This window comes from Pseudomonas sp. OTU750018, from assembly GCF_011636575.1.
GTDB lineage: Bacteria > Pseudomonadota > Gammaproteobacteria > Pseudomonadales > Pseudomonadaceae > Aquipseudomonas > Aquipseudomonas peli.
The window spans coordinates 623,839-638,917 of sequence record NZ_JAAPAU010000002.1 but is presented as its reverse complement, the minus strand read 5'-3'; the positions used below and the strand labels follow the sequence as shown (position 1 = coordinate 638,917).

At 59.4% G+C, this 15,079-nt stretch carries 14 protein-coding genes and 1 pseudogene; 10 read left to right on the top strand and 5 right to left on the bottom strand.

All coding sequences use genetic code 11. The features are described 5' to 3' along the window. The first annotated feature begins 64 nt into the window (after positions 1-64). Positions 65-520, top strand: coding sequence for a YkvA family protein (locus HCI85_RS11770; protein ID WP_167145740.1), 456 nt, complete (start codon positions 65-67; stop codon positions 518-520). A gap of 12 nt (positions 521-532) precedes the next feature. On the opposite strand, the gene HCI85_RS11765 is transcribed toward HCI85_RS11770, so the two are convergent. Continuing rightward, on the bottom strand, positions 533-1,165 hold the full coding sequence (locus tag HCI85_RS11765) for a substrate-binding periplasmic protein (protein ID WP_167144845.1): 633 nt from the start codon (positions 1,163-1,165) through the stop codon (positions 533-535). A gap of 223 nt (positions 1,166-1,388) precedes the next feature. Here HCI85_RS11765 and HCI85_RS11760 point away from each other — a divergent pair, with 223 nt between their 5' ends. From HCI85_RS11760 to HCI85_RS11750, 3 genes are read left to right on the top strand one after another with little or no spacing between them, the layout of a single operon-like run. Next, positions 1,389-1,709 carry a helix-turn-helix domain-containing protein gene (locus HCI85_RS11760; protein WP_167144844.1) on the top strand — a complete coding sequence of 107 codons (321 nt, stop codon included), beginning with the start codon at positions 1,389-1,391 and terminating at the stop codon, positions 1,707-1,709. Next, the gene (locus HCI85_RS11755) at positions 1,706-2,071 is read left to right on the top strand and encodes a hypothetical protein (RefSeq protein ID WP_090252971.1); all 366 of its coding nucleotides are present in this window, start codon (positions 1,706-1,708) and stop codon (positions 2,069-2,071) included. The genes HCI85_RS11760 and HCI85_RS11755 overlap by 4 nt, the downstream gene beginning before the upstream one ends. Continuing rightward, positions 2,071-2,541 (top strand): SEL1-like repeat protein, encoded by a 471-nt coding sequence (locus HCI85_RS11750; RefSeq protein ID WP_167144843.1) that lies wholly within the window; start codon positions 2,071-2,073, stop codon positions 2,539-2,541. Before HCI85_RS11755 ends, HCI85_RS11750 begins: the two co-directional genes overlap by 1 nt. Positions 2,542-2,562: 21 nt before the next feature. On the opposite strand, the gene HCI85_RS11745 is transcribed toward HCI85_RS11750, so the two are convergent. Both HCI85_RS11745 and HCI85_RS11740 read right to left on the bottom strand, forming a co-directional pair. Continuing rightward, positions 2,563-4,323 carry a bifunctional diguanylate cyclase/phosphodiesterase gene (locus HCI85_RS11745; RefSeq protein WP_090252977.1) on the bottom strand — a complete coding sequence of 587 codons (1,761 nt, stop codon included), beginning with the start codon at positions 4,321-4,323 and terminating at the stop codon, positions 2,563-2,565. A 95-nt stretch (positions 4,324-4,418) separates the two neighbouring features. Next, positions 4,419-6,500 carry a carboxy terminal-processing peptidase gene (locus tag HCI85_RS11740; RefSeq protein WP_167144842.1) on the bottom strand — a complete coding sequence of 694 codons (2,082 nt, stop codon included), beginning with the start codon at positions 6,498-6,500 and terminating at the stop codon, positions 4,419-4,421. Positions 6,501-6,628: 128 nt separating this feature from the next. Here HCI85_RS11740 and HCI85_RS11735 point away from each other — a divergent pair, with 128 nt between their 5' ends. From HCI85_RS11735 to HCI85_RS11720, 4 genes are all read left to right on the top strand, one after another. Continuing rightward, the gene (locus HCI85_RS11735; protein WP_167144841.1) at positions 6,629-7,594 is read left to right on the top strand and encodes an NAD(P)H-quinone oxidoreductase; all 966 of its coding nucleotides are present in this window, start codon (positions 6,629-6,631) and stop codon (positions 7,592-7,594) included. Between the two features lie 116 nt (positions 7,595-7,710). Next, positions 7,711-8,274: an alkyl hydroperoxide reductase subunit C gene (ahpC, locus tag HCI85_RS11730; protein ID WP_090252986.1), complete on the top strand. Its 564-nt coding sequence runs from the start codon at positions 7,711-7,713 to the stop codon at positions 8,272-8,274. Between the two features lie 152 nt (positions 8,275-8,426). Continuing rightward, entirely contained in the window at positions 8,427-9,980 is a 1,554-nt protein-coding gene (ahpF, locus tag HCI85_RS11725; protein WP_167144840.1) for an alkyl hydroperoxide reductase subunit F, read from the top strand. A gap of 243 nt (positions 9,981-10,223) precedes the next feature. Further along, positions 10,224-11,018, top strand: a complete 795-nt coding sequence (locus HCI85_RS11720; RefSeq protein ID WP_167144839.1) for an SDR family NAD(P)-dependent oxidoreductase — start codon at positions 10,224-10,226, stop codon at positions 11,016-11,018. A 75-nt stretch (positions 11,019-11,093) separates the two neighbouring features. Here HCI85_RS11720 and HCI85_RS11715 read toward each other — a convergent pair whose 3' ends face one another. Together HCI85_RS11715 and HCI85_RS11710 are read right to left on the bottom strand one after the other, a co-directional pair. Continuing rightward, positions 11,094-11,672 (bottom strand): TetR/AcrR family transcriptional regulator, encoded by a 579-nt coding sequence (locus HCI85_RS11715; RefSeq protein WP_167144838.1) that lies wholly within the window; start codon positions 11,670-11,672, stop codon positions 11,094-11,096. Positions 11,673-11,711: 39 nt separating this feature from the next. After that, complete coding sequence (locus HCI85_RS11710) at positions 11,712-12,293, bottom strand: PaaI family thioesterase (protein ID WP_167144837.1); 582 nt, start codon at positions 12,291-12,293, stop codon at positions 11,712-11,714. Between the two features lie 120 nt (positions 12,294-12,413). On the opposite strand from HCI85_RS11710, the pseudogene HCI85_RS11705 reads away from it, so the two are divergent. Further along, positions 12,414-13,604: pseudogene (locus HCI85_RS11705) on the top strand (MFS transporter). 25 nt (positions 13,605-13,629) lie between these two features. After that, positions 13,630-15,030, top strand: a complete 1,401-nt coding sequence (gene lpdA, locus HCI85_RS11700) for a dihydrolipoyl dehydrogenase (RefSeq protein WP_167144836.1) — start codon at positions 13,630-13,632, stop codon at positions 15,028-15,030. The last annotated feature ends 49 nt before the right edge of the window (positions 15,031-15,079 follow it).

Here is a 15,079-nt window from a genome sequence, read left to right as displayed (position 1 = left end):
ATCCACAGCTTTAGTGGATAACCATGGCCAGCCCAGCCCGTGCGCGGGTTGCCGGGAGAAAGCGATGAAAGCACCGAAGAATTTCGCGCGTTACCAGTTTTTAGCCAAGCGTTTCCTCAAGCTTGGACGGTTACCGGCATTGCTATTATCCGTCGCCCGAAAGCGTGAAAAACTTGGCAGCGGCTTTGCGGAGTTGGCCGATCAGCTGAAATTGCTGCAGGCGCTTTGCCTGGCTTGGTGGCGCGGTGAGTATCGGGCCATCGACTCGCGTGCCTTAATGGCCGTAGTCGCGGCTTTGGTGTACTTCGTGACGCCGCTTGATGCTATGCCCGACTGGCTGTTTGGCATCGGCCTGGTTGATGATTTGGCAGTGCTGGCCTGGGTGTTGCGTACTTGGCAGACGGAACTGGCGGCGTTTCAGCAGTGGCGAACGGCGCAGGCACCTGAAGTGCTGCGGGTTGTTGAACGGCTACCAGAGCTGGATGAGTCGCTGACACCAGTGCAGGGACGTGTGGAGTAGCGGGGCGAAGGCTTATATTTTGTTGAGCATCTGTTCGATCATGCCCTTGTCGCGTAACTCTTGCAGTGTTCTGTCCAGTAACTCAGCGCTGACCGGCAATTGAGGGCTGTACGTGCAGTGCATGTCATAGCGTTCGATTACCCAGGGGTTTATCCGTAGCGGTGTATCAGCGCGTTTGTCCAGCTGGAAGCGCAGTGGCCGGCGCATGTCGATGATCGCGTCTAGGCGCTGTTTGCGCAGCAGGTTAAGCCCGGCACTGTGGTCACGCAGATCCTGGCGGATGATCTGCTGCTTGGCGAACGCCTCCATCAGTTCTCCGCTGTAGACGTAACCCAGTTGAGTGCCTACGGTCTTGCCGTGGAGTTCGTGCAGGTTGCTGATTGGTGCATGCTGACTGTGCAACAGCAGCACGTCCTCTTCGCTGTAGAGTGGGGCTGACCAGTGATAGCGCTCCGGTTTGTCTATCCATTGCGGGTTACTGTTGCAGATCACATGGATACGCCCGCGCTGCATAAATTCATCAATGCGTTTATTTGGCGTTTCAACAAATGCTGCGTCGAAGCCCAGCTGCTGACTGGCCAATTGGCCCAGCTGGTAGATGAAACCACCACGTAATTGCTGCTCGTGGACATCGACATAGGGCATGCCATCAGCCGTAGCGAAACCCCAGCGCAGCTCATCTGCGCAGGCCCAGCCAACGCAGCTAATCAACAGTATTGTTATCAGTGTGCGCAAACCAGCCCCCAGCTACCGCTTGATAACCTGATGGCAGTATAGATCACGCTCTTTATCGTGCCGGGCTGTTAAGATGGCCGCCTGTTCTGGAGTTGCCGAGAGTGATGGAAGTGCTCTGCATGGAGATTTACAGATGAATGTGCAAGTGATCGAGCGCGATGGCCAGCCTGAATATGCAGTGCTGCCCTGGGCGCAGTATCAGGCTTTGCTGCAGGCTGCTGGACAGGTGCCTAAGGCAGCCGCTGTGGTAGCCGATAGCAACAAGCCGACGTTGGATCAGCTGGCAGCCTTGCGTGAGGCCAAAGGTATGAGTGCTGAGCAGCTGGCACGCAATGTCGGCATCAGCCCGCATTACCTGGGCATGATCGAGAGCGGCGAACGCCAGCCCGACGCGGCCATCCAGCGTGCGCTGGCCTGGCATCTTGGCGTTGCTGGTTGGGAGGCACAGTCTTGAGCGTAAGCATCAGTCGGCAACACTGGCAGGCGTTGCTCGGTGAGCTTGAAGATGCCCAGCGTCAACGTCACCTGCTTACCTACCGTGCCTTGATCGAGCGCTTGGCCTTGCCTAGCCCTGCAATGCAGACGTTAGCCGCCGCGCTGGAGCATCTGGCGGCACTGGATGCGCGAGCCGAGCGCCCGTTGCGCAGTGCACTGGTGATCAGTCAGGGAGCCAGCCGCTTGCCGCGTACTGGCTTCTTCGAGTGTGTAAGCCGTCTGGGCCGCTTCAGTGGTGCATCCGATGGCATAGCTGCTGCCTCCTGGCATGCTGCTGAAGTGGCGCGTGTGTTCGAGTTCAGCTACCCGGAAGAGGCCTGATGTTCGGCGCACTGCGAGCCCGTATCGGCTATCTGATTGCGCGCCGCCTGTTCCACTGGAGCGGGTTGGTTAAGCAGCCGCAGGCCTGGCGTTGGATGGAAGGGCAGTTTGCGCGCATGGCTGCGTTGGGCGATACCCAGGCGCAAAGTTTCTATGGGCATATCCTGCTGTTTCGTGGCCAAGGCTTGGGCGCTCGCAACGAGGGTCGACGGTTACTCAGCTTGGCGGCCAAGGCTGGCGATGCCAAGGCCGCTTACCAGTTGGGTGTGTTGAATCTATCGGGTGATGCTCAGCAGGCGGCAGATGCCGCCAAGGCTGTTGAATGGTGGACGCTGGCTGCGCAGGCGGGGCACCCAGCTGCTGCCTATCGCTTGGCTGAGCTGTACCGCAGCGGTGCTGCGGGTGTCAACGCTGATGCGGTGCAAGCCGAGCATTTCGCGGCGTTATCCAATCGCCTGAGCGGCCTCTGATCTTGCCTCCAGGTACTGCCATCAGGCTGCCGAATCCGCCTGGGTGTCGATGATATGCAGGCTATAGCCCGGCACGGCCTTGGCATGACGCTTGGCCTCTGAGGCCATTGCCGCCAGCTGGCTCGCATCCAATTGCGCACACTGCTCGGGGTGGACGTGAACGACACCTAGAGACAAAGACAGCAGGGCATATTCCTGGCGTTTGCCACTGCGATCATGGGCGATAAAGCAGCCTGCATGCAGGTCTTCTTCACGGTAGAAGCGTCGGCACTGGCTCTGGAAATCCTCCAGTAGGCGATTGAGCCGCGCGCGCCAGTCCTGCGAGCCGAGTACCAAGAGAAAATCATCACCGCCGATGTGGCCGACAAAGTCCCGCGACGGATCAACTCGGTCATTCAGGCACTGCGCCAGGCTCAGCAACACCTCATCACCTTTGGCATAGCCGTAGATGTCATTGAACGGCTTGAAGTTGTCGATATCCACATAGCACACCACCACTTCACGACACTGTTGCAGCAGACGAGTCAGGCACTGCTGGATCGGCACATTGCCTGGTAGCAGGGTCAGTGGATTGGCATAACGGGCCTGCTGGATTTTCAGCTCGGTGATCAGCTTGAGAACATCGATCACCCGGCCGAGCCCGATGTAGCCGCCGTCCTCAATGATGATGAAATCTTCTTCGATACGTTGGCGGGCACGGCTGGTGAGCAGGCGGCTGACTTGTTGCAGCGACTGGCTGCATTCCACCGCCAGGTAGTCATCACTCATCAGGCGGCTGATCGGTTTGCGGGCGAACAACTCGTTGGCGAAGGGTTTGAGCAAGGCTTCGGCCAGCGAGTGACGGTGAACGATACCGACGGGTTGCTGCGCGGGGTTGAGCACTGCCAGCGAGTTCAGGTTGGCCTGGGCGCGAAACAGTTCCAGCACCTCGCTGGTCGGTGTGCTCAGGGCCACGGCTTGTTGTGTGTTGAGTAGGCCACGCAGGTCGCTGGACTCTTCGCTGAGTGGGCTGCTGCTGGTGGTGCTAGGCAATAGATTGAGGGCATCACGCGGCGGCTGCTCCTGCGGGCGGCAGAGCAGATAACCTTGCAGCAGGTCGACGCCCATTTCGGCGAGTACGGCCAGCTCCTCGGGCAGTTCGATGCCTTCAGCAATGACCTGGGCACGGGAGGCTTTGGCCATTTTCAGGATCGAGCCGACGAACTCGCGTTTGACCGCATCCTGATGAATGCCGTCGATAAAGTGGCGATCAATCTTTACGTAGTCCGGGCGCAACTCAGACCACAAACGCAGACTGGAATAACCGGCGCCAAGGTCATCCAGGGCGATGGAAAAGCCCATGGCGCGGTAGTGGTGGAGTGCGGTGTCGAGCAGGGCGAAATCGTCAGTGGGCGATTGCTCGGTCAGTTCGATCACCACTTGGCTCGGCGGAATGCCCAGGGTTTGCAACAGTTGTAAAGTGCGCCCCGGTTGGTGTTTGGGTTCCATCAGCGAGTCGGGCGAGACGTTGAGGAACAGTTTGCCGTCAAGCTTGAGCTGGCTGAATCGCTGGCAGGCATTCTTGCGGCACAGCAACTCCAGTTCACTCAGGCGGCCTGCGCTGCGCGCCACAGCGAACAGGTTGATCGGCGAGTGCAGGGCGCTGTTGGACGGGCCGCGGCTGAGGGCTTCGTAGCCCAGAATGCGTCGTTCGGAGAGCGAAAAAATCGGTTGAAACAAGCTGTGCAGGTCGCCATTGGCGAGGATGGAGTCCAACGCGCTGAACTGCTCGGTGACGATCATGGCGGCTCTCTGTGCATAAAAAAACGGGGACTGGCATTGCTACCAGTCCCCGCATTTCACGACAGTTTGATGACCCTTTGATGACGCTCGCTGTTTTACTGTTTTGCCAGGCGCGTATTCAAGCCCAAGTAGTCGAGCAGGATGCGTCCGCTTTCGGCGAGGTAGGCGTCATCTTCCGGCTTGGTTTTCTCATCTTCAACCGGCAGGGCGTCTTCGTCTTCTTCCTTGAGTTTGTTTAGCAGGCTTTCGCCTTTTGCTTTGCGGCGGCTGTTCTCGATGGCGAGCTGCTGGCCTTCTATATCGGTCTGCTGAGCGCGGCGTTTGGTTTCATTGAGGCTGACGGTGGTTTCTTCCATCAGCTTTTGCGCCAGTTGCAGGCGTTCACGGGCGAAGGTGAAGTCCGGGTTCTGGGCGGTACGGCCTTCAAAACGGCTTTGCAGTTCGGCGAGGAACGGCTTGATTGGGTCCAACTCCGGTTTGATCGCCGGCTTGATGCTGTCCCATGGCAGGGCTTCGGGCAGAGCGCTCTCACCGATTTCCTTGGTGTCCATGATATCCGGGTAGCGAATATCGGGAATCACACCCTGGTGTTGGGTGCTCTGCCCGGATACGCGGTAGAACTTGGCCAGGGTCAGCTTCAGTTCGCCATGGTTGAGAGGCTGGATGGTTTGCACGGTGCCTTTGCCGAAGGTCTGGCCACCGAGAATCAGCGCGCGGTGATAGTCCTGCATCGCGCCGGCGAAAATCTCTGAAGCCGAGGCCGAGAGGCGATTGACTAGCACGGCCATGGGGCCTTTGTAGTAGATGCCGGTATTTTCGTCGGCCAGTACGTCAACGCGACCATCGCTGTTGCGTACCAGCACGGTCGGACCCTGGTCGATAAACAGTCCGGTCAGTTCTGTGGCTTCTTGCAGCGAGCCGCCGCCGTTGTTGCGCAGGTCAATCACCACGCCGTCGACTTTTTCCTTCTCCAGTTCGGTGAGTAGGCGTTTGACGTCACGGGTGGTGCTTTTGTAGTTCGGGTCGCCGGCGCGGAAGGCTTTGAAGTCCAGGTAGAACGCCGGTATCTCGATAACCCCGAGCTTGTAGTCGCGGTTATCGTGTTTGAGATTGAGAATGGACTTTTTCGCAGCTTGCTCTTCCAGCTTCACAGCCTCACGGGTAATGGCGACAACCTTGCTGGTTTGATCATTTGGCGCATTGCTCGCTGGAATCACCTCCAGGCGCACTTGTGAGCCTTTCGGACCACGAATCAGCTTGACCACTTCATCAAGACGCCAGCCGATCACGTCGACCATTTCCTTGCTGCCCTGGGCTACACCGATAATTTTGTCGGCGGGTGCGATCTGCTTGCTCTTTTCTGCCGGGCCAGCCGGTACCAAGCGCACAACCTTGACGTGTTCGTTGTCGCTTTGCAGTACGGCGCCAATACCTTCGAGCGACAGGCTCATATTGATATCGAAGTTTTCCGCGTTGTCCGGCGACAGATAGGTGGTGTGCGGATCGTAGGACATGGCAAAGGCGTTGATGTAAGCCTGGAACACGTCTTCACCGCGGGTCTGCTTGAGGCGCGCGAGCTGGTTGTTATAACGCTTGGTCAGCAGCTCCTGGATCGCCTTGGGCTCTTTGCCGGCGATTTTCAGGCGCAGGACTTCATCTTTAACGCGCTTGCGCCACAGGTCATCGAGCTCGGCAAGATCTTTGACCCAGGGGGCGTTCTCGCGGTCGATCAGTAATGTTTCGTCGGTATTGAAATCGAGCGTGTCGACACCGTTTTCGAGCATATTCAAGGTGAACTGCAGGCGGCTCTGCAAACGCTCCAAGTGACGTTTGTAGATGACAAAGCCTGGCTGCAGGTCGCCGTTTTTCAACAGGTCGTCAAAGCGCGTGCGCCATTGATCGAACTCGGCGATATCGGAAGCAATAAAGTAGCTGCGCGAGGGGTCGAGCATCTTCAGGTAGCCCTGATAGATCTTTTCCGAGCGCTCGTCATTAAGCGGTGGCTTGTTGTAGTGATGGCGCTTCAACAACTCCACGACGTTGAGGCTGGCGATAACCTGTTCGCGGTCAGGCTGCAGGTATTCCCAGGAGTCGTCACTGGTGGTTTTCGCCGCGAGCGGCAGAGCGCTCAGGGCAAACGAAAAGGCGAGGGTGACGCTAAGTAGGGATCGCTTCATGCTAATTCGACGTGTGGGCAGTTGATAACGCATATTAGGCCGTCTTTAAGGGCGCCAGGTTCCATCGGCGCAATGCAAAAGCCCGGCGGTCAGCGCCGGGCTCGGTTCAAATGCACTATGGAGGCAGCGTGAAGGCATTGCAAGGCGTTGAAGGCCGTGTGGAATGGGCGCAACACCCCGCGCCGGCCTGTGATGTAGGGGAAATTCGCATCCGTGTAGCGGCTGCCGGGTTGAATCGTGCCGACTTGTTGCAGCGGGCTGGGCTTTATCCGCCGCCGCCTGGCGCCAGCGAGGTGCTTGGGTTGGAGTGCGCCGGTATCGTCAGCGAAGTGGGTGCCGGTTGCGACTGGAAAGTAGGCGACCGGGTGTGCGCGCTGTTAAGCGGTGGCGGTATGGCCGAAGAGGTCGTGGTTGATGCACGGCACGCCTTGCCGGTGCCCGAAGGCATGACGTTGGCCGAAGCGGCAGCGTTGCCGGAGGTGTACGCCACAGCCTGGCTCAATCTGTTCCAGCTGGCAGCGTTGAAGCCCGGGCAGAAGGTGTTGCTACATGCCGGTGCCAGTGGCGTGGGTTCGGCAGCCATTCAATTGTGTAAAGCCTTTGGCAGCCCTTGCTGGGTCAGCGTCGGCTCTGCTGAACGGTTGGCTTACTGCGAAAGCCTGGGTGCTCAGGGCGGGGTACTGCGCGGTGAAGAGCAACTGCAGGCCCTGCGCGATTTTGCTCCGTTCGATGTCATTCTCGACCCGGTAGGCGGCAGCTACGCCGCGCTTAACCTGGATTTGCTGGCTGTGGATGGCCGCTGGGTAAACATCGGCTTGCTCGGCGGACGCAAGGCTGAGATCGATCTGGCGGTGGTATTGGGCAAGCGCATTGCGTTGATCGGCTCGACCCTGCGCAATCGTGATGAGCAATTCAAGGCTGATCTGTTGCGCGATTTGCAGCAATTTGTCTGGCCGCTTTTCGCCGAAGGGCGCCTTAACCCGCAACTTCAGCAGGCTTATGCGCTCAAAGATGCGGAGGCCGCCTTTGCTGCGTTGGCGAGCAATCAGGTCAACGGCAAGCTGGTGCTGGTCATAGACTCAACCTTGGAGTGAAGCCTAGGGTCGATTGGCTTAATCAATCGGAATCATGGCGGCAATCAATAAGCTTTTTTTGCACAAGGCGCTAAGATGCGCCCTGTAAATTTCTAACCCTCAACAAGGAATCAGAGATGAATCTCATCAACACCCAAGTTCAACCGTTCAAGGCTAACGCTTTCCACAACGGCAAATTCATCGAAGTGACCGAGCAGTCCCTGAAAGGCCAGTGGTCGGTACTGATCTTCATGCCAGCTGCCTTCACCTTCAACTGCCCGACTGAGATCGAAGACGCTGCCAACAATTACGCTGCGTTCCGCGATGCCGGCACTGAAGTTTACATCGTCACCACCGATACCCATTTCTCCCACAAAGTCTGGCACGAAACTTCGCCAGCTGTAGGCAAGGCTCAGTTCCCGCTGGTTGGTGATCCAACCCACGCCCTGACCCGCGCTTTCGGTGTGCACATCGAAGAAGAAGGTCTGGCCCTGCGTGGCACCTTCCTGATCAACCCGGAAGGCGTGATCAAGACCGTTGAAATCCACTCCAACGAAATCGCTCGTGACGTGTCGGAAACCCTGCGCAAGCTGAAAGCTGCTCAGTACACCGCTGCTCACCCAGGCGAAGTGTGCCCAGCCAAGTGGAAAGAAGGCGAGAAGACTCTGGCTCCTTCCCTGGACCTGGTTGGCAAGATCTAAATCTGCCAACACCCTCCCTGGGCTCAGGCCCTGGGTGGGGAGTACTTAGCGCTGTCAGGGTCGCAACCCGACCCTAGTGGTGCCCGATGCCCGGGCGCGATCCGCCCGGGCATTTTATTGCCCAGAATTTTTGTCATTGAGGACTATCCGCCATGTTGGACGCTAACCTGCAAACCCAGTTGAAGGCCTACCTGGAAAAGGTCACCCTGCCGTTCGAGATCGTCGCGTCCCTCGATGACAGTGCGAAATCCCAGGAACTGCTCGAGCTGCTGCAAACCATCGTCGGCCTGACCGACAAGATCACCCTGAAGACTGATGGTAGCGATGCCCGTCGTCCGTCGTTCTCGCTGAACCGTCCAGGCGCAAACATTGGCCTGACCTTCGCTGGCATTCCCATGGGCCACGAGTTCACCTCGCTGGTACTGGCGCTGCTGCAGGTGGGCGGCCATCCGTCCAAGCTGGATGTCGAGACCATCGAGCAGATCAAGAGCATCGAAGGTTCGTTCGAGTTCGAGACCTACTACTCGCTGTCCTGCCAGAACTGCCCGGACGTGGTTCAGGCACTGAACCTGATGGCGGTGCTCAATCCGAATATCCGCAACGTGTCGATCGACGGTGCGCTGTTTCAGGAGGAAGTCGAGCGTCGTCAGGTGATGGCCGTGCCAAGCATCTACCTGAACGGTGAAGTGTTCGCTTCCGGTCGTATGGATGTGAAGGAAATCCTCGCCAAGATCGACACTGGCTCCGCCAACCGCGATGCCGAGAAGATGAGCGCGAAGGAAGCCTTCGATGTGCTGGTGATCGGCGGTGGCCCAGCCGGTTCTGCTGCAGCTATTTACGCAGCGCGTAAAGGTATTCGTACCGCCCTTGCAGCCGAGCGTTTCGGCGGCCAGGTGCTTGATACCATGTCGATCGAAAACTTCATTTCAGTGAAGGAAACCGAAGGGCCGAAACTGGTGCGCGCTCTGGAAGAGCACGTGCGTGAATACGAAGTCGACATCATGAACCTGCAGCGCGCCAGCGCCTTGGTTCCTGCGAGCAGCGAAGGCGGCTTGCATGAGGTGAAGTTCGACAATGGCGCGAGTCTCAAGGCCAAAACCCTGATTCTCTCCACCGGCGCGCGCTGGCGCGAGATGGGTGTGCCCGGTGAGCAGGAATACAAGGCCAAGGGCGTGTGCTTCTGCCCGCATTGCGACGGTCCGCTGTTCAAGGGTAAGCGTGTTGCAGTAATTGGCGGTGGTAACTCCGGCGTCGAGGCAGCGATTGACCTCGCCGGTATCGTGGCTCACGTGACCCTGCTGGAGTTCGCCGACACCCTGCGTGCCGACGCCGTGCTGCAGAAGAAACTCCACAGCCTGCCCAACGTTACTGTGATCAAGAGCGCGCAGACCACCGAAGTCAAAGGTGATGGTCAGAAGGTTAATGCGCTGGTCTATAAGGATCGCACCACCGAAGAGCTGCACAGCGTCGAGCTGGAAGGCATCTTCGTGCAGATCGGTTTGCTGCCTAACACCGACTGGCTGAAGGGCAGTGTCGAGCTATCGCGTTTCGGTGAAATCATCGTCGACGCCAAGGGTGCTACCAATATCTCGGGTGTGTTTGCTGCCGGTGACGTGACGACTGTGCCGTACAAGCAGATCGTCATCGCTGTGGGCGAGGGCGCCAAGGCCTCCCTGAGTGCCTTCGATCATCTGATCCGCAGCTAACAAGCTCGACGATCTACGTCGCACCAGAGCGGACAACCTTTGCGGGTTGTCCGCTTTTTTGTGCTATGCCATCAGGCGGTTAGCGATCCTTTCGGGTTTTTTTACGTCCCAGGCGTTTGCGGCATAGCTGTCGATAGTTTTTATTATGATCGAAATATAATATTTATATTATGTGTGTAATATAATTTGGCGCACTATACCTCCAGACGCACCACCTACCCCCGCACAGCCAGGAGACGCACCATGAGCACACATAACGAGAAAGGCACTGCATTGATCACCGGCGCTTCATCAGGCATTGGTGCCACCTACGCCGAGCGCCTGGCGCAACGCGGTTACAACCTGCTGTTGGTTGCCCGCGATCTGCCGCGCTTGCAGGCGCTGTCTGCGCGCTTGACCGAGCAGTACGGGGTAAAGATCGAAACGCTGAAGGCCGACCTGACTGACAAGGCTGATCTGCATACCGTTACCCAGCGCCTGCGTACCGACAAGACCATCAGCACGCTGGTCAACAACGCCGGTATGGCCATGAACGGTCAGCTTGCCGAGGCCGATCTCGACACCGTTGATCGGATGATTCTGCTCAACGTGGTTTCGCTGACTCACCTGTCCACCGCAGCCGCTGCCAACTTTAGGGCCGCAGGGCGTGGAGCAATCATCAATATCGCCTCGGTGGTGGCCTTGGCTCCGGAAATGTTCAATGCCGTGTACAGCGCCACCAAGGCCTATGTACTGAGCCTGACCCAGACCCTCAACGGTGAAGTAAAGGCGCAGGGCCTGCAGGTGCAGGCCGTATTGCCCGGTATTACCCGCACCGAAATCTGGGAGCGCAGCGGAATGGATGATTCGGCACTGCCGGCGAGCATGATCATGGAGGTTGGCGAAATGGTTGATGCGGCGCTGGCCGGTTTCGACCAGGGCGAGCTGATCACCATTCCATCGCTGCCTGATGCCGCTGACTGGCAGGCCTTTACCGATGCTCGCGGCAAGCTGGCCCCGAACCTGTCGCACAGCAGCGCGGCTGCTCGTTACAAGTAAATCGCTGGCCACAACACAAAAAGCCCTGGCTGGAGACAGTCAGGGCCTTTGCTGTGTGGCACTGATTTTCTGCAATCAGGCGCTTGGGGCCGCGTCGCCGGTGTTCTGTTCGATCAGCAGGCGGCGGGTGGTTTTCAGCAGCCGGTCAGACAGTTTCGGGTCGCTGACGCTGCGTGACAGCAGCAGGGCGCCGACCATGGCACTAAGAATCAGCACGCTCTGCTCATCGGCATGCTCAACGCTAAGACCGGCCTCGATGGCTTGCAGGCGGTCGCGGATCAGCTCATCGGTCACTGGGCTGGGTGCGCCGCGCTGGCCCAGCTCGGCGGACATGGTCGGCAGCGGGCAGCCATCGCCCGGGTTGGCACGGTGGGCGGACGACAAGTAGCCGCTGATCAGGTGGGTCAACGGTTTATCGCTGTTGGCTATCTCGTTGGTGACCGCCATCAGCTTGTCAGCGCTGTGGCGCAGGGCGGTTTCCACCAGTTCATCTTTCGATTTGAAGTGGGCGTAGAAACCGCCATGGGTCAAGCCGAGGGTCTTCATCAGCGGCTGCAGGCCGGTGGCGCCAACGCCGTCGCGGCGGAACAGGCGCGCGGCCTCTTCGATGATGCGCTGATGGGTCTGGGCTTTGTGGTCTTCGGAATATCGCATGGAGTGCCTGGCCGCTGGTTTCAGATGTTGCCTGCCATCTTACTCGCTTCGACCCGGTGTTTCAGTGCCGGGAGTAGGCGATGTCCCAGGCATGCTGAGAATCAGGCAGGTGGTTGAGCCGACGGCGTAAAGGCGGTCGTCGACATCGTAAATGCGCCCTTCAGCCAGCGCCGTGGTGCGGCCGATATGCACGATGCGGCCTTCGGCGCGGATCGGCCCGACCTTGGTGCTGAGGGCGCGAATGTAGCTGATGCGCAGATCGGTGGTGGTGTAACCCTGGCCGCGCTGTAATTGGGTGTGGATGGCGCAGCCCATGCAGGAGTCGAGCAGGGTGGCCGCATAGCCGCCGTGCACGCTGCCCAGCGGGTTGTAGTGGCGCGCGTCCGGTGTGCCTTGGAAGACAAAGCGCCCGGATGACCATTCTAGCGGAACAAAATCCAGCAGATGGCCTATGGGCGGCGAGGGCAGTTCACCGCGGCCGATGCCGTCAAAGAACTCCTGCGGCAACAGTTCGCTAACCTGTGCCAGGCTCATGCTGCCGGATGCACCGAGGCTGGCGCGCATGACCTGTTCAGCGGCGAGCCATTCAGCCAGTTTTTCTTCGCGTGATGGGATGCTCATGGATCAGGCCTCGTCTGCTGTGGGGGTTGAAATTACAAGCATAATTTAATTATTTATATTATGGTCAAAATGTTATTGTTTGGCGAGCCACGCCAGCCCGTGATCACAGGACCCACGCCCATGCATCGCTATCCCTTGCCGTCGCGCAGCCTGCTGTTGATTCTGGTGACCCTGACCGCCCTTGGAGAGATTTCCACTCAGCTGATCATTCCCAGCCTGGGCGTTATCGAGCTGATCATGACGGCTCGCCCCGGCAGCAGCCTGCTGGCTCTATCGGCTTTCGTCGCCGCCTTTGGTCTGGGCCAGTTGCTGCTCGGCCCGCTGTCGGATCGCATCGCCGGCGTCCGGTGCTGATCGCCGGGTTGCTGGTCTATCTGCTCGCCACCTTGTGGATGCTGCTGGCCAGCAGCATGGGCGAATTCATTGCCGCCCGCGTGCTGCAGGGGCTTGGGGCTTGCGCGGGCCATCGTCCGCGATGTGTGGCAGGCGCAGGCTGGGCCTGCATTGGCGCTGACGGTAATTGGCATGCTCTGCGCCATCGTCCTGTCGCCGATGCTGGGCGGCGTGCTGACGCTGTATGGCGACTGGCGTGCGCCGATTGCCTTGGCACTGCTGATCGGCGTTGCCATCGTGGCTGCGGTGTTGGGCCTGTACCGTGAAAGCAATCGGCAACTCGACCCTCAGGCTGGGCAACTGAGCAGCTTGGCCGGCAACTATGCCGATCTGCTGCGCTCCGCCTCGTTTCGCGCGCTGGCCCTGACGCTGGCCTGTACCTATGGCGCGATGTTTGCGGTAATTGCCGGCTCCTCGGCTGTGTATATCGGCCTGCTCGGGCTGAGCCCGGCGCAATACGGCATCACCTTTGCGGCAATTGTTTCGGCGCTGATCGCCGGCGCGCTGTTTACCCAGCGGCGCATCTTGCAGCTGGGCCCGGAGAAGATAGTCGGCATAGGCGCGGCGCTGGTGGCGAGCGGAGCGCTGGCCACGTTGGCGATTTATCTGCTGTTTGGTTTGTCGCTGCTTGGCCTGTCGTTACCCCAGGTATTGGTCACCTTGGGTGGTGGCATGTTGCTGCCGGCATCGGTGGCTGGCGCGGTGATCCCTAATGCCCACCGCGCCGGTCTGGCCGCAGGCTTTATGGGCTTTGCGCAAATGGCCGGCGCCACCTGCAGCGGCGTCTTGCTTAGCCTGCTGGCGGATGGCTCGGCTTGGCCTATGGTGTTGCTGAACAGTTTATTCGCCGTCGCGGCGTTCTGCGCCTTCCACCTGCTGCGGCCACGGCCGGCAGCGAACGCGGCCCTGGTTCGCTAAACCTCTGCAGCCTAGGAGTAACTCAATGAGCAACTATGACGTGCTGATCATCGGCGGCGGCCCCGGCGGCTATAACGCTGCCATCCGCGCCGGGCAACTGGGCCTGAAAGTCGCTTGCATCGAGGGCCGCGAAACCCTGGGCGGCACCTGCCTGAATGTCGGCTGCATGCCCTCGAAGGCGTTGCTGCATGCCTCGGAGTTGTATGAGGCGGCGACCAGCGGTGAGCTCAACAACCTCGGTATCGAGGTCAAGCCGACGCTCAATCTGGCGCAGATGATGAAGCAAAAGGATGAGAGCGTAACGGCCCTGACCAAGGGTATCGAGTTTCTGTTTCGCAAGAACAAGGTCGAGTGGATCAAAGGCTGGGGCCGTTTGAATGGGCCGGGCAAGGTCACGGTGACTCTCGCCGATGGCAGTGTGCGTGAGTTGCAGGCCAAGGACATTGTGATCTCCACCGGCTCGGAACCGACGCCGCTGCCAGGGGTGACGATTGATAACCAGCGCATTCTCGATTCCACCGGTGCACTGGCCTTGCCGCAAGTACCCAAGCACCTGGTGGTGATCGGCGCCGGGGTGATCGGCCTGGAGCTGGGTTCGGTATGGCGGCGTTTGGGCAGCGAAGTGACGGTGGTGGAGTACCTCGACCGCATCTGCCCAGGCTTGGATAACGAAACCGCGAAAACCCTGCAGCGCACCCTGAGCAAGCAGGGCATGAATTTCAAACTGGCAACCAAGGTCAGCGCCGCCAAGGCCACGGCCAACGGCGTAACCCTTGACCTGCAGCCCGCTGCTGGCGGCGCGGTCGAGCAACTACAGGCTGACTTTGTGCTGGTCGCCATTGGCCGCCGCCCCTATACCGCCGGCCTGGGGCTGGAAACCGTGGGTCTCGCCACCGACAAGCGCGGCATGCTGGAAAACCAGCAGCACCGCAGCAGCGTGCCGGGCATCTGGATTATCGGTGACGTGACCTCCGGACCGATGCTTGCGCACAAGGCCGAAGATGAAGCCATCGCCTGTATCGAACGCATCGCCGGGCATGCTGCCGAGGTCAATTACGAGGCGATTCCCGGGGTGATCTACACCAAGCCGGAAGTCGCCACCGTGGGCAAGACCGAGGAGCAACTGAAGGCCGAAGGGCGCGCCTACAAGATCGGCAAGTTTCCCTTCACCGCCAACAGCCGGGCGAAGATCAACCACGAGGCCGAAGGCTTCGTCAAAGTGCTGGCCGATGAGCGCACCGACCAGATTCTTGGCGTGCATATCATCGGCCCCAGCGCCGGCGAGTTGATCGGCGAGTACTGTGTGGCCCTGGAGTTCAGCGCTTCGGCCGAAGATATTGCGCTGATCTGCCACCCGCATCCGACCCGCTCGGAGGCGCTTCGCCAGGCGGCGATGAATGTGCACGGCTGGGCCATGCAGGCCTAAGCCTACTTACAGTCTGCTGCGCGTCGGCCCTGCAGCGTTAAAAGCAGGC

Excerpts from the sequence above, each read along its gene's own strand:
- HCI85_RS11770 (WP_167145740.1), top strand. The coding sequence starts at position 65 with ATGAAAGCACCGAAGAATTTCGCGCGTTACCAGTTTTTAGCCAAGCGT.
- HCI85_RS11765 (WP_167144845.1), bottom strand. The coding sequence starts at position 1,165 with ATGCCCTATGTCGATGTCCACGAGCAGCAATTACGTGGTGGTTTCATC.
- HCI85_RS11760 (WP_167144844.1), top strand. The coding sequence starts at position 1,389 with ATGAATGTGCAAGTGATCGAGCGCGATGGCCAGCCTGAATATGCAGTG.
- HCI85_RS11750 (WP_167144843.1), top strand. The coding sequence starts at position 2,071 with ATGTTCGGCGCACTGCGAGCCCGTATCGGCTATCTGATTGCGCGCCGC.
- HCI85_RS11745 (WP_090252977.1), bottom strand. The coding sequence starts at position 4,323 with ATGATCGTCACCGAGCAGTTCAGCGCGTTGGACTCCATCCTCGCCAAT.
- HCI85_RS11740 (WP_167144842.1), bottom strand. The coding sequence starts at position 6,500 with ATGAAGCGATCCCTACTTAGCGTCACCCTCGCCTTTTCGTTTGCCCTG.
- ahpC (WP_090252986.1), top strand. The coding sequence starts at position 7,711 with ATGAATCTCATCAACACCCAAGTTCAACCGTTCAAGGCTAACGCTTTC.
- ahpF (WP_167144840.1), top strand. The coding sequence starts at position 8,427 with ATGTTGGACGCTAACCTGCAAACCCAGTTGAAGGCCTACCTGGAAAAG.
- HCI85_RS11720 (WP_167144839.1), top strand. The coding sequence starts at position 10,224 with ATGAGCACACATAACGAGAAAGGCACTGCATTGATCACCGGCGCTTCA.
- HCI85_RS11715 (WP_167144838.1), bottom strand. The coding sequence starts at position 11,672 with ATGCGATATTCCGAAGACCACAAAGCCCAGACCCATCAGCGCATCATC.
- HCI85_RS11710 (WP_167144837.1), bottom strand. The coding sequence starts at position 12,293 with ATGAGCATCCCATCACGCGAAGAAAAACTGGCTGAATGGCTCGCCGCT.
- lpdA (WP_167144836.1), top strand. The coding sequence starts at position 13,630 with ATGAGCAACTATGACGTGCTGATCATCGGCGGCGGCCCCGGCGGCTAT.